General features: G+C 30.4%; 19 protein-coding genes and 1 tRNA gene. 10 read left to right on the top strand and 10 right to left on the bottom strand.

What is annotated here, in order from left to right; translation table 11 throughout:
• Positions 1-22: 22 nt before the first annotated feature.
• Entirely contained in the window at positions 23-1,402 is a 1,380-nt protein-coding gene (locus tag KHA90_RS06190) for a hypothetical protein (protein ID WP_213296499.1), read from the bottom strand.
• Between the two features lie 308 nt (positions 1,403-1,710).
• On the opposite strand from KHA90_RS06190, the gene KHA90_RS06185 reads away from it, so the two are divergent.
• On the top strand, positions 1,711-3,276 hold the full coding sequence (locus KHA90_RS06185; protein WP_213296496.1) for a serine hydrolase: 1,566 nt from the start codon (positions 1,711-1,713) through the stop codon (positions 3,274-3,276).
• A 119-nt stretch (positions 3,277-3,395) separates the two neighbouring features.
• Here KHA90_RS06185 and KHA90_RS06180 read toward each other — a convergent pair whose 3' ends face one another.
• The 5 genes from KHA90_RS06180 to KHA90_RS06160 form a co-directional block, all read right to left on the bottom strand.
• Positions 3,396-4,232 carry a hypothetical protein gene (locus KHA90_RS06180; protein ID WP_213296493.1) on the bottom strand — a complete coding sequence of 279 codons (837 nt, stop codon included), beginning with the start codon at positions 4,230-4,232 and terminating at the stop codon, positions 3,396-3,398.
• Between the two features lie 116 nt (positions 4,233-4,348).
• Positions 4,349-4,735 carry a helix-turn-helix domain-containing protein gene (locus tag KHA90_RS06175; RefSeq protein WP_213296490.1) on the bottom strand — a complete coding sequence of 129 codons (387 nt, stop codon included), beginning with the start codon at positions 4,733-4,735 and terminating at the stop codon, positions 4,349-4,351.
• Between the two features lie 156 nt (positions 4,736-4,891).
• Positions 4,892-6,061: an outer membrane protein assembly factor BamB family protein gene (locus KHA90_RS06170; protein WP_213296488.1), complete on the bottom strand. Its 1,170-nt coding sequence runs from the start codon at positions 6,059-6,061 to the stop codon at positions 4,892-4,894.
• A gap of 336 nt (positions 6,062-6,397) precedes the next feature.
• Positions 6,398-6,859 carry a MarR family winged helix-turn-helix transcriptional regulator gene (locus KHA90_RS06165; protein ID WP_213296486.1) on the bottom strand — a complete coding sequence of 154 codons (462 nt, stop codon included), beginning with the start codon at positions 6,857-6,859 and terminating at the stop codon, positions 6,398-6,400.
• A gap of 140 nt (positions 6,860-6,999) precedes the next feature.
• Positions 7,000-7,359 carry a VOC family protein gene (locus KHA90_RS06160; protein ID WP_213296484.1) on the bottom strand — a complete coding sequence of 120 codons (360 nt, stop codon included), beginning with the start codon at positions 7,357-7,359 and terminating at the stop codon, positions 7,000-7,002.
• 307 nt (positions 7,360-7,666) lie between these two features.
• On the opposite strand from KHA90_RS06160, the gene KHA90_RS06155 reads away from it, so the two are divergent.
• Entirely contained in the window at positions 7,667-8,188 is a 522-nt protein-coding gene (locus KHA90_RS06155; protein WP_213296482.1) for a GNAT family N-acetyltransferase, read from the top strand.
• 145 nt (positions 8,189-8,333) lie between these two features.
• On the opposite strand, the gene KHA90_RS06150 is transcribed toward KHA90_RS06155, so the two are convergent.
• The gene (locus KHA90_RS06150) at positions 8,334-9,824 is read right to left on the bottom strand and encodes a serine hydrolase domain-containing protein (protein WP_213296480.1); all 1,491 of its coding nucleotides are present in this window, start codon (positions 9,822-9,824) and stop codon (positions 8,334-8,336) included.
• A 485-nt stretch (positions 9,825-10,309) separates the two neighbouring features.
• Between KHA90_RS06150 and KHA90_RS06145 the strand changes: the two genes are divergently transcribed.
• Entirely contained in the window at positions 10,310-11,305 is a 996-nt protein-coding gene (locus tag KHA90_RS06145) for a phosphotransferase (protein ID WP_213296478.1), read from the top strand.
• A gap of 156 nt (positions 11,306-11,461) precedes the next feature.
• On the opposite strand, the gene KHA90_RS06140 is transcribed toward KHA90_RS06145, so the two are convergent.
• Positions 11,462-11,539: transfer RNA gene (locus tag KHA90_RS06140), tRNA-Val, on the bottom strand.
• Positions 11,540-11,802: 263 nt separating this feature from the next.
• Here KHA90_RS06140 and KHA90_RS06135 point away from each other — a divergent pair.
• Positions 11,803-13,590, top strand: a complete 1,788-nt coding sequence (locus tag KHA90_RS06135; protein ID WP_213296475.1) for an ABC transporter ATP-binding protein — start codon at positions 11,803-11,805, stop codon at positions 13,588-13,590.
• A 94-nt stretch (positions 13,591-13,684) separates the two neighbouring features.
• Here KHA90_RS06135 and KHA90_RS06130 read toward each other — a convergent pair whose 3' ends face one another.
• Positions 13,685-14,854 (bottom strand): proline dehydrogenase family protein, encoded by a 1,170-nt coding sequence (locus KHA90_RS06130; protein ID WP_213296471.1) that lies wholly within the window; start codon positions 14,852-14,854, stop codon positions 13,685-13,687.
• A gap of 260 nt (positions 14,855-15,114) precedes the next feature.
• On the opposite strand from KHA90_RS06130, the gene KHA90_RS06125 reads away from it, so the two are divergent.
• From KHA90_RS06125 to recQ, 6 genes are all read left to right on the top strand, one after another.
• Positions 15,115-17,421, top strand: coding sequence for an O-antigen ligase family protein (locus KHA90_RS06125; RefSeq protein WP_213296468.1), 2,307 nt, complete (start codon positions 15,115-15,117; stop codon positions 17,419-17,421).
• A gap of 192 nt (positions 17,422-17,613) precedes the next feature.
• Complete coding sequence (gene aroB, locus KHA90_RS06120) at positions 17,614-18,681, top strand: 3-dehydroquinate synthase (protein WP_213296465.1); 1,068 nt, start codon at positions 17,614-17,616, stop codon at positions 18,679-18,681.
• 294 nt (positions 18,682-18,975) lie between these two features.
• Positions 18,976-20,379, top strand: a complete 1,404-nt coding sequence (locus KHA90_RS06115; RefSeq protein ID WP_213296462.1) for a type III PLP-dependent enzyme domain-containing protein — start codon at positions 18,976-18,978, stop codon at positions 20,377-20,379.
• A 107-nt stretch (positions 20,380-20,486) separates the two neighbouring features.
• Positions 20,487-21,455 (top strand): deoxyhypusine synthase family protein, encoded by a 969-nt coding sequence (locus KHA90_RS06110; RefSeq protein WP_127340614.1) that lies wholly within the window; start codon positions 20,487-20,489, stop codon positions 21,453-21,455.
• A 7-nt stretch (positions 21,456-21,462) separates the two neighbouring features.
• Positions 21,463-21,870: a DNA primase gene (locus KHA90_RS06105; protein WP_213296460.1), complete on the top strand. Its 408-nt coding sequence runs from the start codon at positions 21,463-21,465 to the stop codon at positions 21,868-21,870.
• A 143-nt stretch (positions 21,871-22,013) separates the two neighbouring features.
• Positions 22,014-24,128: a DNA helicase RecQ gene (gene recQ, locus KHA90_RS06100; RefSeq protein WP_213296458.1), complete on the top strand. Its 2,115-nt coding sequence runs from the start codon at positions 22,014-22,016 to the stop codon at positions 24,126-24,128.
• Positions 24,129-24,289: 161 nt separating this feature from the next.
• Here the strand turns inward: recQ and KHA90_RS06095 are convergent, their stop codons facing one another.
• Positions 24,290-24,805, bottom strand: coding sequence for a DinB family protein (locus tag KHA90_RS06095; protein ID WP_213296456.1), 516 nt, complete (start codon positions 24,803-24,805; stop codon positions 24,290-24,292).
• Between the last annotated feature and the right edge of the window lie 19 nt (positions 24,806-24,824).

Genomic DNA, 24,824 nt, shown 5'->3' with positions numbered 1-24,824 from the left:
TTGCTTTTATGAAATGTATTCTCTAATGCATTTCTATTTTATTAATTAACGATTCTAATGTTGAGTTTTTTTGGTTTATTATAAAAAGCTGACTTTTATCTTCCAGCAGAATGTTATAGTCAAATTCTTGTTCAGAGTTAAACTTCCAATTTTTTAATTCTTTAAAACTATTGTTTATTAGTTTGAGATTTTCATTGTTAGTTCTGGATACTATTATAATTTTTGTCAATGCCGTTTTCTGCATTTTTTCAATTGTAGTTTTTGAAAGTTCCATTTCATATTCTGTTCTGGAACGATAACGGTACTTTTGCTTTATGATATCAAAATCTTTCTTATTTTCAGAAATAACGTAGCGATACGGCATTACATTTTCGGGTTCGTTTATCCAGTTTGGAAATTTTACTTCATAAATTTTAATATAACCGTTAATGAAATCTTTGTCAATTGGTTTCTTTTGTGAGATATATTCATTCATCATGGGATAAATTTCCTTTGCCATCAAATTGATATATTTTTGACTGTACCAGTCGCGGGTATCGATTTTCCCGTCAAGTTTTTCATACACATAACCATTTCCTAACGAAGTCGCCAGTGCTTCATTTAGCAATAAATACGCATAATTACTGTATTTTGAAGTACTAGTTTTAAAGGTTTTGTCAATTTGTAATTTAACCGCAAGTGGCTGCTCATAATAAATGATATGAAATGTTTCATGTAACATAACACTAAAAAGATCTTTATAGCTTTTAAGATCAGTTTGAACTCCGCTAATAAAATTATTGCAAAACGACTGGGCTGTAAAACCTTTAGAATTGGGCAACGGATAAAATGCAATCTCAAACGGAATTGAAGTATCCCAACTGGAATTGTAAAAAATTAATCCCGTTTCAAAATAATTTTCAATATTGTTTTCGTTTGCATATTTAGTGATTTCGATTATTTGCTTTTCAAACTTTTCTTTATTTGGATTGTATATTAATTCATTATAAACTGGAGTAAAAATTTTGATAACTTGTGTTAGTTTATTCAAGGTTTCGTTCGTAACAATCCCAATCGATCTAAGTTTAAAATCTTGTAAATTCTGGGTTTCAATCAAATTTTTCTTTAAAAAATCGATTGATTGCATTGGTTTTTTAGACCCTTCAGGAAACTCTTCAAATTTATAACTGTATTCTAATGATAATTGATCAAATTCTGCAATAACCTTTTGCAATTCATCATTGTTATATTTGGATTTGAGAAATTCGGTTTTGAAAACATTTTGAGGATAATTTTGAGACAAATTTTCAATAAAAACAAAAACAGCCAGTTGCTCAGAATATCTAATATTAAAAATTGTTTTTTGAGCAAAAGCCAGAGTTGATAATCCGCAAAAAAAGAAAGTTAAAATTTTAATTCTCATCGTTGTTTTCGTTTATATGCAAAATATTTTATAAACGACTAAAATAGCATTTTTACTTTATTTACTTAAGATTATTCCTGTAAAATCTAAAGAAATCCCCGAAATAGAATGTTCATAAGTCTTTAATTAACTTTAATTGTACAATTATTCTGAGTAAAGATATTTCTTATATTAGCCGGAAATAACAGTTAATTTAAACTATAATTCTCATTATTTAAAAGAAAGAAAGGCATTTATTTCCTTCTTTATCTGTTATTTATTAACTAAAAAACCACAATCAAAAACCACAATCAAAAGTCAAAATCAATATGAAAAAAGCAACAATTCGTTTTACTTCCCTCCTCTTCATTTGTTTTTCATCTACTGTAACATTTGCACAATTATCATCGCTAAAAATTGATTCAATTATGCTCGATGCTTTGAAAAAATTCAATGTTGCAGGTGCATCAATTGCGGTTGTTAAAGATGGAAAAGTAATTCATGCAAAAGGATACGGCTTTACTAATATTGAAACAAAAAAAACTGTAACCGAAGAAACTAATTTTCAAATAGCATCAAACAGTAAAGCTTTTACAACAACGGCCCTTTCTATTTTAGAAGATGAAGGCAAAATAAAATGGACAGATAAAGTAAAAAATATTCTTCCTCAATTTAAAATGTACAATGATTATGTCACAGAGAATTTCAACGTTCAGGATTTATTAACGCATCGCAGCGGACTTGGATTAGGAGTTGGCGATTTGATGTTTTTTCCTGATGGTGCAAATTTTACTATTACCGATGTTTTAACGAGTTTTCAGCATTTTAAACCCGTTTCTGCTTTTCGAACTCAATTTGATTATGACAATTTGCTTTACATAGTTACTGGAGAAGTTATTGCAAAAGTTAGCGGAATGAGTTATGAAGCTTTTGTACAAAAACGAATTATTGATCCGTTGCAAATGAATAATACGTATGCAGGAATAAGTTTAATCAAAGACAAAAGTAATCTGGCAACGCCACATTCCTCAGAATCAGGAGCTATAAAAACAATTCCCACTCTTGAATTACAAGTCAATGGTGCTGCTGGCGGGATAATTTCAAACGCTGATGATATGGCAAAGTGGATGATTGTAAGATTGAATAAAGGGAAATATGGAACTGATTTAAAAGAAACACTCTTTTCTGAGAAAAACCATAATGAAATGTGGCGCATACACACCGTTATGAATGTCCATCCGGATCCGCGATATAATCCACACTTTAATGGTTATGGTTTGGGTTGGGGAATAAATGATGAAAAAGGATATCTAAAAGTTTCCCATACAGGCGGTTTGCCCGGAATGCTCTCCATTGTAGTAATGTATCCGGATTTGAATTTAGGAATTGTAATTTTAACCAATACTGAAAATGGCGGTGCCGGACTTTTTTCTGCCGTTGCAAATACTATTTCAGACAGTTATTTAGGTTTGGATGATTTTAGCTGGACAAATAAAATAGCCGAATCAATGCAAAAAGGCAAAGATACCGGCGATGACGTAACTAAAAAGGTCTGGGATAAAGTAAAATATTCAAAAGCTGTAAAACTTAAAAATGAAGACTTTACAGGTGTTTATTTAGACAAATGGTTTGGAAAAATCGAAGTATTTGAAAAAGATAAACAATTATGGTTCAAATCCTATCGTTCCCCTAAATTAAATGGTTTAATGGCTTTTTATAAAGCCAATACATTTGCCATAAAATGGGAATATCAGGCAATGAATTGTGATGCATTTGCTATGTTTTCGCTTGACGAAAATGGTAAAGCGCAATCTATTAAAATGAAAGGAATCTCGCCAAATATTGATTTTAGTTTTGACTTTCAGGATTTAGATTTGCAAAGAGTGGAGAAATAAGATTAGATCAAATAAAGACATTTTTGTAAAATAAACTAAAACTTCATTAGAAATAATGGAGTTTTCTTTCTTTTTAATAAATCTGTTTGCGAATGATTGTTTTTTCAATATCTAAAAGTTTAACGAAAAATTGATTTGTATGCATTACTTTCTTTTATAAATTGCCAATCATATTTTGTACAAAGTCCAATCCCTTTATGTAATGTCATCACTCCATCATTTTGAGGTAACTCACTAAATATTTCAGGAATCTCACCAATAATTTCAATCAGACAATGCGAGTGATGTCCTCGCCATAAATCTGTATGGAAAATATCCCTGTAATTTATAGCCCATTTTACGATTGTTTTTTGTTCTATAAATTTTGATAAATCTCTCGTATCAAAAATGATATCATAAACTTTAGGCAAATTTATATTTGCATAACTATTTAAAATACCAACAGAAATAATATTTGGATTGTTTTTTTCTAAAAGTAATGAAGTAAATTCTTGTTTTAATTCACTGAATCTTTTGTCTGATAAACCAGAATATCTTTCTCTTTTCAAAGAATCAATATTTAAAGGAAAATTAAATGGAATTATATCCTGAATTTTAATAAATCTATCAATAGGTTCTACATCTAGTTCGTTATCCCACGGAATTTTTGTTTTACCTAATTTCTCAAATGTCTTTACAAATATTGACTCAATAATCGTTTTAAAACTCAATGATTTTTCATAATATTTGTGAAGCAAAATTTCAATATTTAGTATTGATTCAAATTTTTGATTTTTGATATCTAAATAGATAGGAATAAATTCACTTATAAAATTTAATTTATTTAGATTATCCTTATCGCTAATTTCAGGATAATTTTCATTGACGAGTTCAGCAAGTAAAAGTTCAACAAATATTCTTTTAATTATAGGACTATTATATTTTAAATCTTCAAGATATTCTGTAAGTGTATGCATACTTGAATTTTGTAACTTGTTTTATAGCAATGAAGTCTTTTATTGCAATAGCAAAATAATTAAATCATAAAAAAACTCCATTATTTCTGATGGAGTTTTTTTATGATTTTAAAAGATTATTTTTCTTTTAATAACTTTTCTAAATATTCATTTTTTTCTTTTTCAGATTGCAATAAACGTTCGTATAATTCAAGAATTTTATCTAATGGATTAATTGAACATTGATAATTATTGTTATTTGAACTGTTATCTGAGAAAGTATTACTGATGATATTAAAAACAGCTTCATCACTATAGTTTTTTATAGCTTCAACCGAAATTCCTAATACTTCAGCAATCATATTAAGTTTTACTTCATCAATAGTTTCACTATTTTCGATTGCAGAAATAGTTTGTTGACTTATGCCAATTGCTTCTGCAAGTGTTTCTTGCTTCATACCACGAAGTTCTCTGATTCGGCTTATATTTCTGCCAATGTGTTTTGGTTTTGTTGCTGTGCTCATAATTCAAAGATATTTAAAATTTCATTACACTTTTCTGTTTTGGTAAAAAACAGGCTAATTTAGTATTTTACTTACAATAAAACCTTTTAAGATAAGACTTTAATAAAAGTAAATGTCTATAAAAAAACCGTTTCTTGTTGAAACGGCTTAGTTTTGTTATCTAATCATCTTTACAAATGCACTATAAACGTCGTCTTTAATAGAAGTTCGAAGATAAACTTCGTTTTCGTCTTTTGATTTAAATTCGAATTGAATTAAAGCAGCATCTGAATAATAAAACAAAGATTCATCATCATTCGAAAATTCAATATTTGAGATTGGCTTCGTTGTTAATTTTACCTCGAAAGCTATTTCGCCATTTGTTACGTCTATCTGAAAAAGTTTTGCTTTACGGGTATATCCCCAAATATTATCACTTTCCTCAAGGATGTATTGAAGATTGTCGTCTTTAAAATCCCTTTTCCATAACTGAGTTCCAGTTTTAGAATCTACAGCATATATAGAAGAAACTTCCTCGCCTTGTGCTGCAAAATATACTTTTTTGTCTTTGCAAACGATATGTTCCTTGATAGAATGCTGATTTTCATCTACTTTAAATTCCCATAAAATATCTGGTTTATTAGGACTTAAGGCAAAAAGCACATTTTTTTCACTTGCTACAAATACATTTTCACCATCTGTTAAAGGTTTTCCAGTTATAGGTTCTTCAAAGGTTTTTTGGTAAATAAGTTTTCCTGTATTTGCGTCTAAACTATAAAAACTGGATGCACTTTGTGTGAAAATTTTGTTGTCAAAAAACAAAACCGGATTATCATTATTTGAAGATTCGAGCTGATATTTCCAGGCTAAACTGCCATCTTTTAGATTAAGAGCGTAAACGTTGTTGATAGGACTTTGAGTCGTGATATACAATTTTCCGTTATTTATTACGGGAATTTGATTTTTCAGTACTATTTGATCTGTAACATTCCCCAACCTTGATTTCCAGAAAATTTCACCTGTTTGGTTGTCAACTGCAAAAATTTCACCGTTAATAAAAGGAATATATATAACTCCATCTTGTAGCGTGATTTGATTGGCGCACATTTCAGTATAAGCATCTGTTGCTTTTACAGTCCAATTAATATGTTCAGCTTCTAAATCAAATGATATAAGTGAGCCATCATAATCATACATTAAGATTGATGCCACATCTAAAGGAACTTTTTTAAGTGGATTCAGTACTTTATGAGCAACCAAATCATTTGGTTTTGAGTCGATTGGCGTTTGCCCAAAGATATTTATAACAGTAAATACAAATAAGAGAGTTATTATGTTTTTTTTCATTTTTAAAATTTGGGTTTGCTATTTTATTTCTAATAATATGAAATTACTCTTTTTAAAGTAACTCTTTATAGTAAAAATACTCTTTATATATTAGCTAATGATCTGATTTTAAATATCTTAAATTCATTAAATAAACTAACATGTAGGTCAAATATAGTAAAAATTTATTATAGCGTTTGTGAAGTTAAAAGTTCCTTTAATTGTGGATAATACTGTTGTTTTATTCAATTCTAAAAGCTAAAAGTCAAATACTGCATTGAAATAATATAGCATTTGACTTTTAAAATTTATCTAAATGAAAATTTAAAATTGTTAAATAATTTAGTTAAAATATTTTTATTCAGTCTTATTGATCTCAATAAGTTTTGCCATATTAGAATTGAAAGATGAGAGATTTTCGTCTAACGTAGAAAAGAAATCAAGGTCAGCATTTTCAACTTCCATGATTGCTTTTTGCAAAACGGTTTCTCCTGCATTCGTTAACCGAATTGTTTTTGCCCTTGTATCCGTTTCATGTTCCTGTCGGGTTATGAAACCTTTATCTTCAAGCGTTCGCAAGACTTTTGATACCATCATTCTGTCGGCATTACTTTGGTTGGCAATATCAACTTGGGTTACAGCGTTACTTTTTTTTGAAAGCCAGCCTAAAGCTGCTAATAATACAAATTGTGTTTGCGTTAAATCTAAGGGATCTAAAACTTTTTTAAGTCTGCGTTGCCAGAGCATTGTAAGTTGTCCAAGTAAATAACCCGGACTATCCTTTGGACTTTTAAAATGAAAATTAATTTCTTTAGGCATAATGATGTTGAAGCATTGTTGTCAATATTAAATCAAAATCGGGTTTATTAAATCAAAGATAGTCATAGGAATCTTTAGTAGTTTCAATAACTAAATTGTTTCTTTTAAAATCTGTTTCTAAATTAGTAAATAATTTACTTTTATTTTGACTCCAGAAATGTAAGTTTATAACCGTCAAGGTCTTTCACGTGAAATGCTCTGCCAAAAGGTGTTTCAATAATTGGCCCAGCCGTGGTTATTCTGTTCAATATGAATTTCTCTTTCAGTTCGTCCACATTTTCGTTAACGGCAAACCAAAGAGCCACGCCAATACCCAATTCTTTTCCTTCAATAGGTTCAAGAGGTGTTCGAATAGCAAAACTTGCTTCTCCCTGATTGTATTTAAAGATACAAGCTTGCGGATTTTCATTTCCAATCTCAAATCCTAACTGTTTTTGATAAAAGTCCTTTGATGCTTCCAGATTTTTTACTTGAAGTGATGCAAATGTTAATTCTCTCATTTTTATAAGTTTTAATTATTGTCGCAAATATAATATACACGACAACAATATACAAGTAATTCTGTATTTATATTTTTTCGTTTGTAAACTAGATAGTGGATTTGAGATTTAAAAGTATGTTTCGAAATTCTGAGCATCATCTGTTTTTAAGGATTCTCTATCTTAAAAAATTTAATAAGCCGCAGAAAAAATTCTTACATTCGCTTTATAAAAAGTCATTTATTACTCAAAGCCAATATAAAAGGTTGTATCAATGCTATTTTTAGTTGAACGGAGTCATTTTATTAGCAAAAATAAACACTTTAAAATGAACAGAGACTTGCAAAATTTTCCAATATTGACGACCGAAAGGCTTACACTTCGGAAACTTTCAAAAAAGGATTCTGAAGAAATACTGCAATTGCGTTCGGACAAAGAAATAAATAAATTTCTCGACAGAAAACCAAGTAAAACATTAGAAGATGCCTTAAAATTCATCAATAACATAATCGAAAATGAAAGTGATACACTTTTTTATTGGGCAATTACAAGGACTGGTGAGTATAAATTAATTGGTACAATTTGTCTCTTTGAGTTTTCAGGTAATTTAAAGACAAGTGAAATTGGATATGAGCTTCGTACCGAATATCAGAGTCAAGGAATTATGATTGAAGCTGCCAGTAAAGTTTTAGAATATGCAATTACAACACTCGGAATAAAAACGATAGATGCACAAACACATAAAGACAATCAAAGCTCAACTAAACTTCTTCAAAAATTAAATTTTATAAAATTGGATAATGTGGTCGGAAATAATATAAATCTTATTTTATTTAGATTGACAAGTTAAAACTATATAAATGAATTGAAATACTTATCAAGACGTGCCCACAAAAAATATAATGATATAAAAACTCCTCAATTTCTTAAGGAGTTTATCGATATTCCAATTACACAAATTAATAATCTCGCTTTGTAGATTTTTAAGGCAGTTTTTATTCTATAACTTTTTTTAATATGTCGTCATTCCATTTAAGTCCTGTAATTTTTCCTGATATATCTTTTATAAAATTAAGTTTATTATCTTTTTCCATAACAAAAAAATCATCATAATTAGTGAAGTGCATTTTCCACATACAAGTTCCCCAATATTCATTATCATTTATACTTAAATAAATGCCGTTATCTTTTTCAATTATTGACCAGATATAATTTCCACTTCCATATCTTCCTAAGTAAGGTTGTAAATCTGCATTTTTAATGTAAATCTCTTTTTTAATTTCTGGTGTATAAGAATTATTCCAATTGTATACTATCGCAGCACTTCTGATAATTTCATCAAATAAAGCTGTATTATATGTATTTGTCATAACCACCACTCCATTTCCTCCTTCAAGAGTTCCTACATATTGGCTTACAAATCCTTCGTCAACACCCCCATGTTCGAAATTTTTAACTCCATTTTTCTCAATTATAAAGACTCCTAATGCTGATTTTTTATCAATATAAGGTGTTAGTCTCAATTCAGTCATTTTTTTTGAAAGTACTTTTTGAGATTTTCCTTTTAAAGCCAATTGAGTTTCAATTACATATTTTGCTAAATCTGTTGGATTTGTCCAAAGTCCGGCAGCTGCTTTTTCCGGATAAATATGATAATTACCTTTTACGGCTTTTCCATCATTGTAATAACCTGTAGCTAATAAGTTTAGTTTAGATGATGCTGGCGGCTGAGTATAAGAACTATTAGTCATTCCCATTGGTTTTAATACATTTTCCCACATATATTCATCGTAAGGTTTTTTTGTAACATCTTCTATAATTAATTGTGAAATAGTTGTTCCGCCACCAGAATATTCAAATTTAAGAGATGGCTCATACATTGACCGAATTGCTTCTGAATTTGCGGGTTTTTCACCATTTAATATTTGGACGAGAGTTGGTATTTTATCTCCATATTCATATCCAGCAAATCCATGTACACTAATGCCAGCAGTATGGCTTAGTAAATTTGCGATAGATATCTTTTTCCCTTTTGACAAAGTGTCATAAGGGAATTTCCATCTTTTTAAGTATTCATTTATATCTGTATTGAGATTTAATTTTCCTTCTTGAACCAATTTTAATATACCTACGGCATTTAGAGATTTGCTATTTGAACCTGCTTGAAATAAGGTTTTTGTTGTAACAGGCTTTTGTTGGAGACTATCAGCCCATCCGTAACCTTTTGCCCACTCAATGTTATAGTTTTTAATTACTGCGATGCTCACTCCGTTTGCATGATAAAATTTCATTCTTTCTTGCAACGTCCATTTTTGGGTCATATTTTCTATTTGTACCCAGCTAGAAAGATTATTTTCAATCTGTTCAATTTTTGATAGTATCTCTTTTGAATATTCTTTTTGCGATTGTCCATAAAGTGAAACTAATTGGATAAAAAAAAATAAAAGAAGAATTACTGATTTACGATTTTTAATGTTTTCTGTCATTTTATATTTTAATAGTTTTTTAATTCATCATTGATTGCAAAATTGCTTACAATTTTCCAGTGCCTGGCGAGGTTGTTAATTTTATGACTAATTGTTTTTGTTAAAGATAAAATTTATTGCGAAATATACAGGTAATTTAACTACAAAACCGTAATTTCAAAATTAGCAAAATAGCATAAAAATCATATTGATCCTTTTTGGATTGATTCAAATAGCAAAGGAGTGCAAAAAGAAAAATATAAAGAATAACAAAACTCCTTAATTTCTTAAGGATTTTCAGGGATTAGAGTCGAACATCTCGTGACTTTTAAGTTTTTTGAGGTTTAAAATAACTTTAATTTTTGAAGAAAAGTATTTATTATAATAGCCATATTAAAAGTGACAGTGTAACGTAAGTATCATCTAAGTATTCAGTAAAGATTTCTTTTCTGAATAAAGTATTATACATTTGCCCTCTTCAAAAAAAAACATAAGAGTATATAAAAATGGCACAAGAATTTCAAGTTATAAACAGTACCCTTTCTCCCAATAAACTCCTTGACCACATACGATATAAATACGATCTTAGTGAAAATGCAGATTGTAAGCTTTTCAGAGCAGCAATGAACCATCTCTATATTGTCACAGATGGTTTAAAAAAGTATGTTTTTAGAGTGTATACATATGATTGGAGAACTAAATTGGAAATAGATGAAGAATTAAGATTTTTATTGCATTTAAAAAATAGTAATACTCCGGTAGCGTATCCAATAACAGATATATCGGATGAATTAGTTCAGGAATTTGACGCCCCTGAAGGAAAAAGGTATGGTGTATTATTTTCGTACGCGAAGGGTTTAAAAACAGCAAGATTCACTGCTGATACAAGCTTCTATATAGGCAAAGGATTAGCTAAAGTTCATCAAGCAGCGGAAAATTTTACTTTAAACAGGATAAATTATAATATACAAACTTTACTAGATGAGTCTCTGATAAGGACAAATCTCTTTTTTAAGGGTACATCTGATGAAGTTCAATTTTTAGAAAGTTTGTCAAACTTCCTTAAAACTAAATTTAATAATTTGAATGAAAAACAAATAAGATCCGGAGCTGTCCATCTAGATGTTTGGTTTGACAATATGCACATTGATAGAGAGAAGGAAGTAACTTTTTTTGATTTTGACTTTTGTGGTAATGGTTGTTTATGTCTTGATATTTCGTATTTTTTATATCAACTTTTTTTGACTAATCTGAATGAAAATGACTATTCAGTTAAAGCTGAGAGCTTCTTAAAAGGTTATGAAAGCGAGACTAAAATATCAGAAGAAGAAAAAAACTTATTGCCCTATGCCTGCCTTGCTATTATGATTTACTATATAAGTATTCAATGTGATAGATTTGAATATTGGACAAATATATTCCTGAATGAGGATCATCTAAAAAGGTTTGTAGGTAATATTAAACGTTGGATAACTTACAATGAAATTGACATAAAGTGTTAAAAAGTAACGTCTAACTTATAAAACAAAATCATTACCTATATGAACTGAAAATCCGTAATAGGTTATTTATGATTTATATTCGATGATTGCTTAATAATAGTAAAGAAAGTTGAAAATTCCTTAAAAAAAAACTCCTTAATTTCTTAAGGAGTTTCTTGGTGGGCGATGAGGGGTTCGAACCCCCGACCCCCTCGGTGTAAACGAGGTGCTCTGAACCAGCTGAGCTAATCGCCCTATTTTACTAGGTTGCTATCATTGTGTGATTGCGAGTGCAAATATACAGCTAGATTTTGTATTTGCAAGCGTTTTTAGAAATAAAATGAAATAAATTTTTATTAATTATTTTAATAAACTCTTTTACAGTTATTTAATCTCAGGATAATATTCAGTTTTTTCTAAATCAATTTATAAAATGGTATTCAAACACCTAATTTTGAATATTACTTTGTATTCACTCACTATAATCATACATTTGTATACCTTAATTGTATACTCAAATGGCAAGAATGAAAGAAAATGATTTACCCAAATCAAAAATTACCGCTACTTCACTAAACAAAGCAACCATAATCTTCAAATACGCCGGAAAACACCAATGGAAATTTTACGTTGGATTAGTTTTCCTATTACTAACCGGAGCCACTGCCCTAGCCTTTCCTAAATTAATGGGAATGTTGATTGACTGTGTAAAAAACAAAGACGGCGCTCAGGCAAACCAAATTGCATTAGGACTGATAGTAATTTTATTTCTGCAATCTTTCTGTTCTTTTTTCAGATTATCATTATTTGTTAATTTTACTGAGAATACTCTGGCAAATCTTCGTTTGTCGTTATATACAAATTTAGTAAAATTGCCAATGACGTTTTTCTCCCAAAAAAGAGTTGGAGAATTAAATAGCCGTATTAGTGCAGATATTACTCAGATTCAGGATACACTAACATCGACAATTGCAGAGTTTTTGCGTCAATTTATACTTATTATTGGTGGTGTTATTTTATTGGCTACAGAAAGCTTTAAATTAACCTTATTAATGTTAGCTGTAGTTCCGCTTGTTGCGGTTGCTGCTGTAATTTTTGGTCGTTTTATTAGAAAATATTCGAAACAAGTACAAGATCAGGTTGCCGAAAGTCAGGTAATTGTTGAAGAAACCATGCAGGGAATTAGCATTGTAAAAGCATTTGCTAACGAATGGTACGAAGTTGCCCGTTATAAAGGTAAAATAAGCGAAGTTGTAAAACTGGCTATAAAAGGCGGTAAATACAGAGGATATTTTGCATCGTTCATTATTTTCTGTTTGTTTGGTGCTATCGTTGCTGTAGTTTGGTATGGTGTACGTTTGAGTATTGCAGGCGAAATGAGCGTAGGACAATTGATTTCATTTGTATTGTATTCTACATTTGTAGGTGCTTCATTTGGAGGAATTGCCGAATTATATGCTCAAATTCAAAAAGCAATTGGTGCTACAGAAAGAGTTTTTGAATTATTAGAAGAAACTCCGGAAAAAATAGATTCAACTCAAAACGGAATTCCGTTAGAAAAAATAAAAGGAAATGTCTCTTTCAAAAATGTAGCTTTTAGTTATCCTTCAAGAAAAGAAGTTCAGGTTTTAAAAGATGTAAATTTCACTGCTGAATTTGGACAAAAAATAGCAATCGTGGGTCCAAGTGGAGCGGGAAAATCAACTATTTCTTCTTTATTGTTACGTTTTTACGATATCGAATCCGGAGAAATTACTATTGACGGAAAAAACATTTACGACTTTGATTTAGAAAATCTTCGTGGCAATATGAGTATAGTTCCGCAAGATGTTATTTTATTTGGAGGAACCATAAAAGAAAATATAGCTTACGGAAAACCAGACGCTACAGATGAAGAAATCATGCTCGCTGCAAAACAAGCTAATGCATTAAACTTTGTAGAAGGTTTCCCTGAAAAATTTGAAACAGTTGTAGGCGAACGCGGCGTAAAATTATCAGGAGGTCAACGTCAGCGTATTGCAATTGCAAGAGCATTACTAAAAAACCCAAGTATTCTGATTTTAGATGAAGCAACATCATCATTAGACAGCGAAAGCGAAAAACTAGTGCAGGAAGCATTAGAAGTATTGATGGAAGGAAGAACAAGTATCATTATTGCTCACCGCCTATCGACGATTAGAAACGCTGATAAGATTTTAGTTCTGGATAAAGGGGAAATTACCGAGGAAGGAACCCATCAGGAATTAATAAATCTTGAAAACGGAATTTATAAAAACCTGAGTAATCTTCAGTTTAGTAACTATTAAATTGAAATTCCAATTTTAGGAAATTCCAAATTCCAATACACAAAAAATCCATTTGCATAGCAAATGGATTTTTTGTAAAATCTAAAATCTTAAACTATTTTCCTTTTCTACGTTTACGTTCTGCTTTTATCATTGATAATTCGCGGCTCGTTTGTCCAGCTACCGAAGTGTTTTCTTCAGCGCGACGAATCAGGTATGGCATAACATCTTTTACTGGTCCGAAAGGCAAATATTTAGCCACATTATAACCGTTTTCGGCTAAGTTGTAACTAATATTATCGCTCATTCCGTATAATTGTCCAAACCAGATTTTATTATCATTTTTTGCAATTCCTCTTTCCTGCATCATATCCATCAATTTGTAAGAACTTAATTCGTTATGAGTTCCTGCAAAAATGGACATAATCTCTAAGTGCTCTAACATATAATGTACAGCAGCATCATAATTAATATCTGTAGCTTCTTTAGAAACACAAATTGGCGAAACATATCCTTTTTCTTCCGCTCTTTTGTTTTCTTTTTCCATGTAAGCGCCACGAACTAATTTCATTCCAATAAAAAAGCCTTCGTTTTTAGCAACTTCATGCAATTTTTTCAAATAATCCAAACGATCCCAACGGTACATTTGTAAAGTATTAAAAACAATTGCTTTCTCTTTATTGTATTTACGCATCATTTCGGTAACTAAATCATCGGCAGCATCCTGCATCCAGCTTTCTTCACCGTCAATTAATAAAGCAACATCTTTTTTATGCGCCACACTGCAAACGTGATCAAAACGAGCTACTACTCTATCCCATTCTGCCTGTTCGTCTGGAGTTAACGCTTGTTTTTCTCCTACCTTAGTATATAAATCAAAACGACCAAAACCTGTTGGTTTAAATACAGCAAACGGAATCGCTAATCTTTCTTTTGCAAATTCTACCGTTTTCAAAGTCATTTCTAAGGCAGCATCAAACTGCTCTTCCTCTTCTTTTCCTTCAACTGAATAATCCAATACGGATGAAACACCTTTGGTAAACATTTTGTCAACCACTGTAATACAATCGTTTTCGTTTACACCACCGCAAAAATGGTCAAAAACAGTTGCACGAATTAATCCTTCTACAGGAAGTTTAGCTTTTATAGCAAAATTAGTAACAGCAGTTCCTATCCTTACTAAAGGCTGACTGTCAATCATTTTAAAAAGAAAATAAGCTCTATCTAGTTCTGTATCGCTTTTTAACGAAAATGCAACTTGGGTGTTGTCGAATATTTTTTCCATTAAGGTCAGTTTTTTGTGCAAATATAGATAGAGTTTTAAATATTATTTACTAAAACGATGTATATTTTTCAATATCAGTAATAACGATATTGAGAGAAAAATAATTTTGTAGTAAATTTTACTTCGTTATATAAATTTATTTCTGATGATATTATCTCATTTTTAAAAATTGATTTTATATTCGTACGAAAAACATTAAATATAAATATTAAAATAGTAAGTTTTTACTTTAAAAAATATACATTTGCATAAAAATAGAGATGGGCAATATACGTACAAATGCAAATAAAGAAATATCAATTATTCCTGAATATCTTATATATTCCTTTATAAGCTTGCTTTTAATTATCGATTTTATCCCTAATAAAAAGGTTGCACAAATTGCCGATATTCAATTTTTGTACATATCAGTATTAAATCTTTTGCTTGGAATTTACCTTTATATGAACCATAAAATGATTTCATACAGCATAATTCCCATATTAAAGCGAAGTTATATTGCTATTGTTTATTTGATTTTTCTATTATTTTGTGCGTTATCATTTTTTGTTGCAAAAAACACTTCGTTAGTTATCACAAGGTTAACGGAGCTAATAGTCATTTTTTGTTTGTTTATTAATTTTTCAATTCTACTTAAAGATAAATTACATCTTCTTTACAGGATTGTTTTTCTAATTTGTATAAGTACCTTTTTTCAGTCAGGCGCTACATTATATAAATTTACGCAATTATACAAATTTGCTCCTATTACTGAAGCATTATCAAGTATAACAGGAAACACAGGAAACGTAAATATATTCGCTGCAAGTTTAATGATCAAAGTTCCTTTTTTACTGCTTGGAATCACGCATTTTACAGGCATAAAAAAGAAATTTTTCCTCGTTGTATTGTTTCTGGCCACAACAGCTATTTTTTTAACCGGCGCAAGGGCATCATTGCTTAGTTTATCTTTAGTTTTATTTATTTATATTCTTTATTTCCTAAAATCAAATTCTTTTAATAAAGAGAGTTTAATAATAAGTTTGGCGTTAATTATACCCATTCTCCTTTCACTACTTATTTCGAATAAATCTTTTCAAAAATCTCAGAATAATTTACGCTATACATCAGTTACAAATCGAATTACACAAATAAATGCAAGCGATGCATCCGCTCAGGCAAGATTGAATTATTGGGGAAATGCTATAAAAATGAGTAAGGCAAAACCAATATTAGGAATTGGACTAGGAAATTATCGCGTGGAATCAATTCCTTATGAAAAAAATACCGAAGATGATTTCACAGTTTCTTTAGATCCTCACAATGATTTTCTGGAAATATTTGCTGAAACAGGAATAATAAATGGTGTATTGTATTTTTCCCTTTTTGTATTTATTCTATTCATAAATATAAAAAAGATTGTAAAATCTACTAATAACAACATTAAGACAATCGCTGTTCTAACTATAATGTTATTAATTGTTTATGGAGTTGATGCATTCTTCAATTTTCCTATGTATCGACCTACAATGCAAATCTTTTTTAGCTTAATACTAGCATTGACAATAGTAAATCAAACTGTTTCGATTAATGAAAATAATTACAAAATATTAAGAATCGTAATTTTGCCAATTTTCATTAGCGTTTGTGTGATTACAAGTTACGCTGCTTTTACAATTTATAAAGCATCAATATTGGAATGTCAAATTCTTAAAGATGACATTAATATGAAAACTGAAGGTGAATTAACTGGAGATGAAATTATTTCGAGATTACCTAAATATCCAAATGTTTTTCTTACATCAGAATCATTTTATGAATATGCCGCGATTTATTATTATCGTGAAAAAAAATATGATAAAGCTTTATCCAATTTTGCAAAAGCAACTAAAATAAACCCTTACTCCGGTAGAATAAACTTTTATAAACACTTAATCGCTAAAGAAAAAAACAATACGGACAGCGCTTATATTTATATTAAAGAAGCTTTTAATATACGTCCAAGAAATTTATTTTTTTATAGATATTCCATCAATTTAGCGGCAGTAAAAAACGATACTCTTGAAATACTCAAAGAACATAAACAATTTTCAGAATACAGAAAAATTCCGGAAGCCTGGGTCATTCCTGCTACCGAATTACAGAAAACAAATTTTAATCATCAAAGTTTGATTCGGTTTATTGAGCAGGGAATAAAAGAAATACCCAATGACAGCACTTTACTAAAGCTAAAAAAGAATATTTTAACCCAAAATTACACTCGTGAAGGACAACTTTTTCTATCACAGGCAAAATTTGACAAAGCAATTGAATCTTATAAAAAAGCATTAAAAATGGATTCAGAAGATGTATATACGTCGCGAAATATAGGTTTATGTTATTATTTTTCAGGGAAATATAAACAAGCTGTGCCTTATTTTTTAAACGCTTTAAAATATACGGGATTAAATGACGGCAGTACTGAATTTTATATAGGCTCATCTTATTTAAAAAGCAATGATCATGAAAATGCTTGCCGCTATTTTAATCTTTCCAAAGACAGGAACTTTTCCGGAGCACAACAACAGCTAAATCAAAATTGTAAATAGATGAACTATTTACCCGTCATTTCAATTATTAAGTAAGAGTTTCCTTTATCTGCGAAATTATTCAGTTTAAAAACAAATAATTGACGTAAATCCTAATTTAGAATGATTCATTTTTAAACAAATTAGAACAAATGTTTGAATATTATTTAGTTAAAATTGCCTTATTTTGCGCTTTCAATTAACTACAGAAATATGCAATCTATTCAAGCCAATAATTATCACGTGCATTTTAATCAAAATGCATATGAAGCCTTAAATAATCATTTGAAAGAAAATAAGTACTCTAATTTGTTTATTATAGTTGATAATGAGACAAATGAATATTGTTTACCAAAGTTTTTACCTTTACTTGAAACCGATTTAACGATAGAAATTATTGAATTTGAATCTGGTGAAATCAATAAAAATATTGAAACCTGTATTGAAATCTGGAAAGTATTAACTGAACTTGGTGCCGACAGAAAATCCTTTGTAATTAATCTGGGTGGCGGCGTGGTAACGGATTTGGGTGGTTTTGTCGCTTCGACTTTTAAGCGTGGAGTTGATTTTATCAATATTCCAACCACATTACTATCTATGGTTGATGCTTCTGTAGGAGGAAAAACAGGTGTTGACTTAGGGAATCTTAAAAACCAGATTGGCGTTATTAACGTTCCTCAAATGGTATTAATTGATACCGATTATCTTGAAACTTTGCCTCAAAGTGAAATGCGCTCCGGTCTTGCCGAAATGCTAAAACATGGTTTAATATACGATGCCGCTTATTGGAGACAGTTTTTAGATCTAAATGCAATTGATTTTGCCGACTTTGACGAATTAATTTATCGTTCTGTTGAAATTAAGAACGAAATCGTTATCCAGGATCCAACTGAAAAAAATATTCGTAAAGCATTGAATTTCGGACATACATTAGGACACGCTATCGAAAGTTACTTTTTAGAAAGCGAAACTAAAAAAACATTATTGCATGGTGAAGCTATTGCAATAGGAATGATTTTAGAAAGTTATATCTCATTACATAAAAACTTAATTACAGCAGCAGAATATACTGAAATTAAAACAGCAATAAAAGGCATTTATGATGATGTAAAAGTGGAAGAAAATGACATCGATCAGATCTTGGAATTACTCATTCACGACAAAAAAAATGAGTATGGTTTAATTCAATTTGCATTAATTGAAGGAATCGGAAAAATAAAAATTAACCAATCCGTTGAAAATAAATTGATTCTAGATGCGTTTCAAGATTATAAATCTTAAACTTTTTTTAATAAAAAGCTTTGCTTTAGGTATATATTATTTTTTACATTTGCCACAATGAAAACAAACAAAAAACAAAGACAATTCAGTTCTTATAGAAACCGACTCAATAGTTCCTTACTAAGGATGTTGGATCGCTTTTATAATAGTAAAAGTCCGTTTTCTTGTGATGTTTTTTTATACTCAAAAGCAGAAAATGAAAAACTGCAAATTGTATTTGCGAATATTAGGGTTTGAATTTAAGATTTAGCACAGTTTCCTAAATTAAAAATTACAATCTTAAACATCGCCTAAATGAATACAAAATATTCTGATCTAATAAATCAAACTTACTACTTTCCGCAAGAGGAATTTAAATTAAACAAAGACAACTTACAATTTCACAATATCGATTTGATGAAATTAGTTGAACAATACGGTACACCATTAAAATTCACTTATTTACCACAGATTTCTGAGAATATCAATAAGGCTAAAGCCTGGTTTAGAAAATCAATGGAAAAAAATAAGTATGATGCTAAATACTTTTACTGTTACTGCACAAAAAGCTCTCACTTTGAATATATTATGAATGAGGCTTTTAAAAATAACATTCATATAGAAACATCATCAGCCTTTGATGTTAATATTGTGGAGAATTTGCTTGAAAATGGTAAAATCAATAAAAGTACTTATGTAATTTGTAACGGTTTTAAAAGAGACGAATATATATCTAATATCGCACGATTAATTAACAACGGACATAAAAACACAATTCCGATTATTGATAACTATGAAGAGTTAGATTTGCTTCAGGCAGAAATCAAAGGAAAATTTAAAATTGGAATTCGTATTGCAGCCGAAGAAGAACCTAAATTTGAGTTTTATACGTCAAGATTAGGTATTGGATACAAAAATATAGTTGCTTTTTACAAGAAACAAATTCAGGAAAATGATAAGTTAGAGCTTAAAATGCTTCACTTTTTCATTAATACCGGAATTAACGATACAGCATATTACTGGAATGAATTAGTAAAATGTATCAAAGTTTACATTGCACTTAAAAAGGAATGCCCTACTCTTGATGGTTTGAATATTGGAGGCGGTTTCCCAATTAAAAATTCTCTTGCATTCGAATATGATTATCAATATATGATTGATGAAATTATCAATCAGATCAAAATAGCGTGCGACGAAGCCGAAGTTGATGTACCAAATATTTTTACAGAATTTGGATCATTTACAGTTGGTGAAAGTGGTGGCGCAATCTATCAGATTTTGTACCAAAAACAACAAAATGATAGAGAAAAATGGAATATGATTGATTCTTCGTTCATTACTACTTTGCCGGATACGTGGGCTATAAATAAACGTTTTATTATGCTGGCTATTAACCGCTGGAATGAAACATATGAGCGGGTTTTATTAGGTGGTTTGACTTGTGATAGTGACGATTATTACAATTCAGAACAAAATATGAATGCTATTTATTTGCCTAAGTACAACAAAGAAAAACCTTTGTATATTGGTTTCTTTAATACTGGTGCGTATCAGGAAACTATTGGAGGTTACGGTGGTTTACACCACTGTTTGATTCCGCAGCCTAAACATATTTTAATAGATCGTGACGAAAACGGAATTTTAGCAACTGAAGTTTTCTCAGAACAACAAACTTCTGATGATGTATTAAAGATTTTAGGATATACTAAAAAAATATAAAAAAAAACCTGCTTTTTAAATGTTAATATATATAAAATTATTAATTTGCAGTACCATCTAAAAGGTTAAACTTTTAATTCAAAAAAAAACAAAAAAACAAAAACAAAATGAAAGGACCAATCAGTCAGTTTATTGAAAAACATTATTTACACTTTAACTCTGCTTCTCTTGTTGATGCCGCAAAAGCATACGAACAACAATTGGCAAACGGTGCAAAAATGATGGTAAGTATGGCTGGCGCTATGAGTACAGCAGAAATTGGTAAAATTTTTGCCGAAATAATCAGACAAGATAAAGTGCAGATTATTTCATGTACCGGAGCCAATCTAGAAGAAGACATCATGAATTTAGTAGCACACTCTCACTACGAAAGAGTGCCTAATTACCGCGATTTGACTCCAGAAGATGAATGGGCTTTGCTGGAAAGAGGACTAAATCGTGTTACAGACACTTGTATTCCTGAGCATGAAGCATTTCGTCGTTTACAAAAACACATTTATAAAATCTGGAAAGATGCTGATGACAAAGGAGAACGTTATTTTCCGCATGAATTCATGTATAAAATGTTATTATCCGGTGTATTAGAAGAATATTACGAAATAGATTTGAAAGATAGCTGGATGTATGCTGCTGCTGAGAAAAACTTGCCTATTATTGTACCGGGATGGGAAGATAGTACAATGGGGAACATCTTCGCTTCATACGTAATCAAAGGAGATTTAAAAGCTTCTACGATGAAATCAGGAATTGAATATATGGTTTTCCTTGCTGATTGGTATCCAAAAAACAGCACAAACGGAATTGGATTTTTTCAAATTGGTGGTGGTATTGCAGGAGATTTCCCAATATGTGTCGTACCAATGCTATATCAGGATATGGAAATGCATGATATTCCTTTTTGGAGTTATTTCTGTCAGATTTCAGATTCAACAACCAGTTACGGATCATATTCCGGAGCAGTTCCAAACGAGAAAATTACTTGGGGTAAATTAGATATTAAAACCCCTAAATTTATTATCGAGTCGGATGCTACAATTGTTGCACCATTAATTTTTGCTTACTTATTAGATTTATAGGATATTTATGAAAAGAGTTATAGTAGACTACGCTAAACTTACCAACGAAATTTTGAACCTTTTGGTTGAGAAATTTCCTGATGGTTATGATGATTCGGATGTAATCCGTTTTAGAAATGCTAAAAACGAATTGATCGAGGCTGTTGAAGTTCGTACTGAAGACACTATTTATTTAGTAAAAATTAGTACAAAACTTGCTGACAGAATCGAGAATTACGATGAAGATGATGATATCGACGTAGATGTTGATGTAATCGAACCAGTAAAAGGTCTTGATCTTGATGATGATATTGATGATGACGATGAAGATGATAATCTCGACAAACCAGATGTTGACGGTGGAGATGACGATGATGATGAAGACAAAGATCCGGATGATATCGCTGATGAAGATGATGAAGACGATGAAGATTAATCTCAATCTTTCAAAATAAACTAAAGGAACTCTATTCGGGTTCCTTTTTTTATTAATTACAAAATAAATAAATATTTAAATATAAGAAAAATACTATATTTAATAAATTTGATTATATTTAGCTATCTATAAATATCAGTATAATGACTTCAGAAATTCTACACGCCAAATTAAAAGAAAATTTTGGATTTGAAAAATTCAGACCCAATCAGGAAACTATAATAAATACGATTCTTTCAGGTCAGGATACTTTGGCGATTATGCCTACGGGAGGCGGAAAATCAATTTGTTTTCAGTTACCAGCATTGGTTCTACCAGGAATTACTATTGTTATTTCTCCTTTAATTGCCTTGATGAAAGATCAGGTTGACAGCTTAAAAACTAACGGAATTAATGCTTGTTACATCAACAGCAGCCAAACAAGTGATGAACAGCAATTTTATATTGATAATTTAAAATCAAATAATTTCAAGCTCGTTTATATCGCTCCGGAAAGTTTATCATATTTAGATGTTGTATTTAATGAATTGACAGTCAGCTTAATTGCAATTGATGAAGCACATTGTATTTCTTCCTGGGGACATGACTTTCGTCCGGCATATACTAATTTAGGTTATTTAAAAAGCCGATTTCCTTCTACTCCAGTCCTTGCTTTGACAGCAACGGCGGATAAAGCAACACGAACTGATATAACAAAACAGTTAAAATTAAGAAATCCAAAAACATTTGTAGCTTCTTTTGATCGAAAAAATCTAAGCCTCGAAGTTCGTCCTGCATTGGATCGTGTCAAGCAAATTATTGATTTTGTAGAAAATAAACCCAATGAATCCGGGATAATTTACTGCTTAAGCAGAAAAACAACGGAAGAACTAGCGCTAAAATTGCAAAAAAATGGTGTTAAAGCAAAAGCTTATCATGCAGGTCTGGAAAATAAACTTCGTGCTAAAACTCAGGACGAATTTATAAATGATGATTGTCAGGTAGTTTGTGCTACGATAGCATTCGGGATGGGAATTGATAAATCAAATGTTCGATGGGTTATACATTATAATTTACCCAAAAATATTGAAGGTTATTATCAGGAAATTGGTCGTGCCGGTCGTGACGGATTACCTGCAGAAACCGTTTTATTTGAAAGTTATGCCGATGTAATTCAGCTTCAAAAATTTGCTTCAGAAGGTTTGAACTCAGATGTTCAGTTAGCAAAACTGGAAAGAATGAAACAATATGCAGATGCTTTGAGCTGCAGACGAAAAATTCTGCTCTCCTACTTTGGTGAACTGGTAAAAGAGAATTGCGGAAACTGCGATATTTGCAAAAATCCTCCAACATTTTTCGATGGTACGATTCTCGCGCAAAAAGCATTGTCTGCGATAAGTCGTTTACAGGAATCTGAGCCTTTGGCAGTGATTGTAGATTTTTTAAGAGGCTCGAAAAACGCGTATATCTATGAAAAAAATTATCAAAGCTTAAAAACGTACGGAATCGGTGCTGACATCTCATGGTATGATTGGAATCAATACTTAATTCAGTTAATAAATTTAGGCTACTGTGAAATTGCTTTTCACCAGCATAATAAAATATTACTAACTCCTTTTGCCAGAAAAGTTTTGTTTGAAGGCGAAAAAGTAAAATTGAACACAGTTGTTAAAAAAGTAATTGATAAAAACGAAATCAAAGAAACAAAAACTAAAGCAGTAAAAAGTTCTCTTTTTGAAATATTGCGAAAATTACGTTATGAGATTTCTAAAGATGAAGAAGTTCCTGCTTATGTAATCTTTAGTGACGCTGCTTTAAGACAAATGGAAACTTTGCGCCCAATGAGCGATGAAGAATTCCTTGCGATTGATGGAGTTGGAAAAGCAAAACTTGAAAAATATGGCTCTGAATTTATTGATGCTATTGTTTATTATGAAAAAGTAAAAAAAGAAAACGCTAAGCCGAAAGCTAAAAAAGAAGGCAACACCTATAAAACGACTTTGGAATTATTTCAAAATGGCGCGTCTGTCGAAGAAATTGCTGAACAAAGAAATTTGGGAAAGACGACTATAATTTCGCACTTAGCAAAATTATATGTCGATGGAAATGATATTGATATAAGCCAATTTGTTACTGATGAAGAAGTTAAAATTTTACACAAAGCACAAATAGAACTTGAATACCCTACAGCATTAAAACCATATTACGATCATTTTGAAGAAAAACTATCTTATGATAAGATTAGGTTTGGACTTGCTATTGTAGAGAGGAATAAGTAATTTTTATTTTATTCGGAGGAACGAAGCAAAGGCATTGATAAGCTCTACAAAAGTTACGCGCATTTTTGTCGTGAATTTTAGGTTAAAAAAATTGCGTTAAAACAAAAAAAATCCTGTGAAAATAAACTTCACAGGATTTTTTATATATTAAAAAGACAAAATTACAAATAGCGCTCTACAAAAACTTTTTGATGATGTTTTTGGTGACCAATTATCACAAAACCTAAAGCACCGGCAGAAATTTGATGTGTTGAAGCCGTTCCTATTCTTTTAAGTTGATCATCAGATAAACTTTTATAAAACAATAAAGTTGAATGTCTTACTGCAGAAAGTTCAGTCAATAAATCCTGAATACCTCTTTTGTTGGCATCAGTATTGTCTACATAGTCATTTTCCTCAAATCCAGGTAACTCAGTCTTATCATTTCTTGAAAAACGTAAAGCGCGATAAGCAAAAATACGTTCACAATCAATCAAATGCTGAATGATTTCTTTAATCGTCCATTTTCCTTCTGCGTAACGGTAATCAAATTTATCTAATGGAATATTTTGTACAAACCTAATAAAATCATGAAGAGAAATTTCTAACTCTTCAATTAAATTTACCTCTCCGGCTTCACGAACATAATTAGCAAAAGGACCCGAACATTCTGTTTCTAATAATTGACTTGAATTCATTTTTATGATTTTTTACAAT

Origin of the sequence: Flavobacterium psychroterrae, from assembly GCF_018380615.1 — a bacterium.
Classification (GTDB): domain Bacteria; phylum Bacteroidota; class Bacteroidia; order Flavobacteriales; family Flavobacteriaceae; genus Flavobacterium; species Flavobacterium psychroterrae.
Note: the sequence above shows the minus strand (reverse complement) of the source record. Positions and strands in the feature narration are given on the sequence as shown.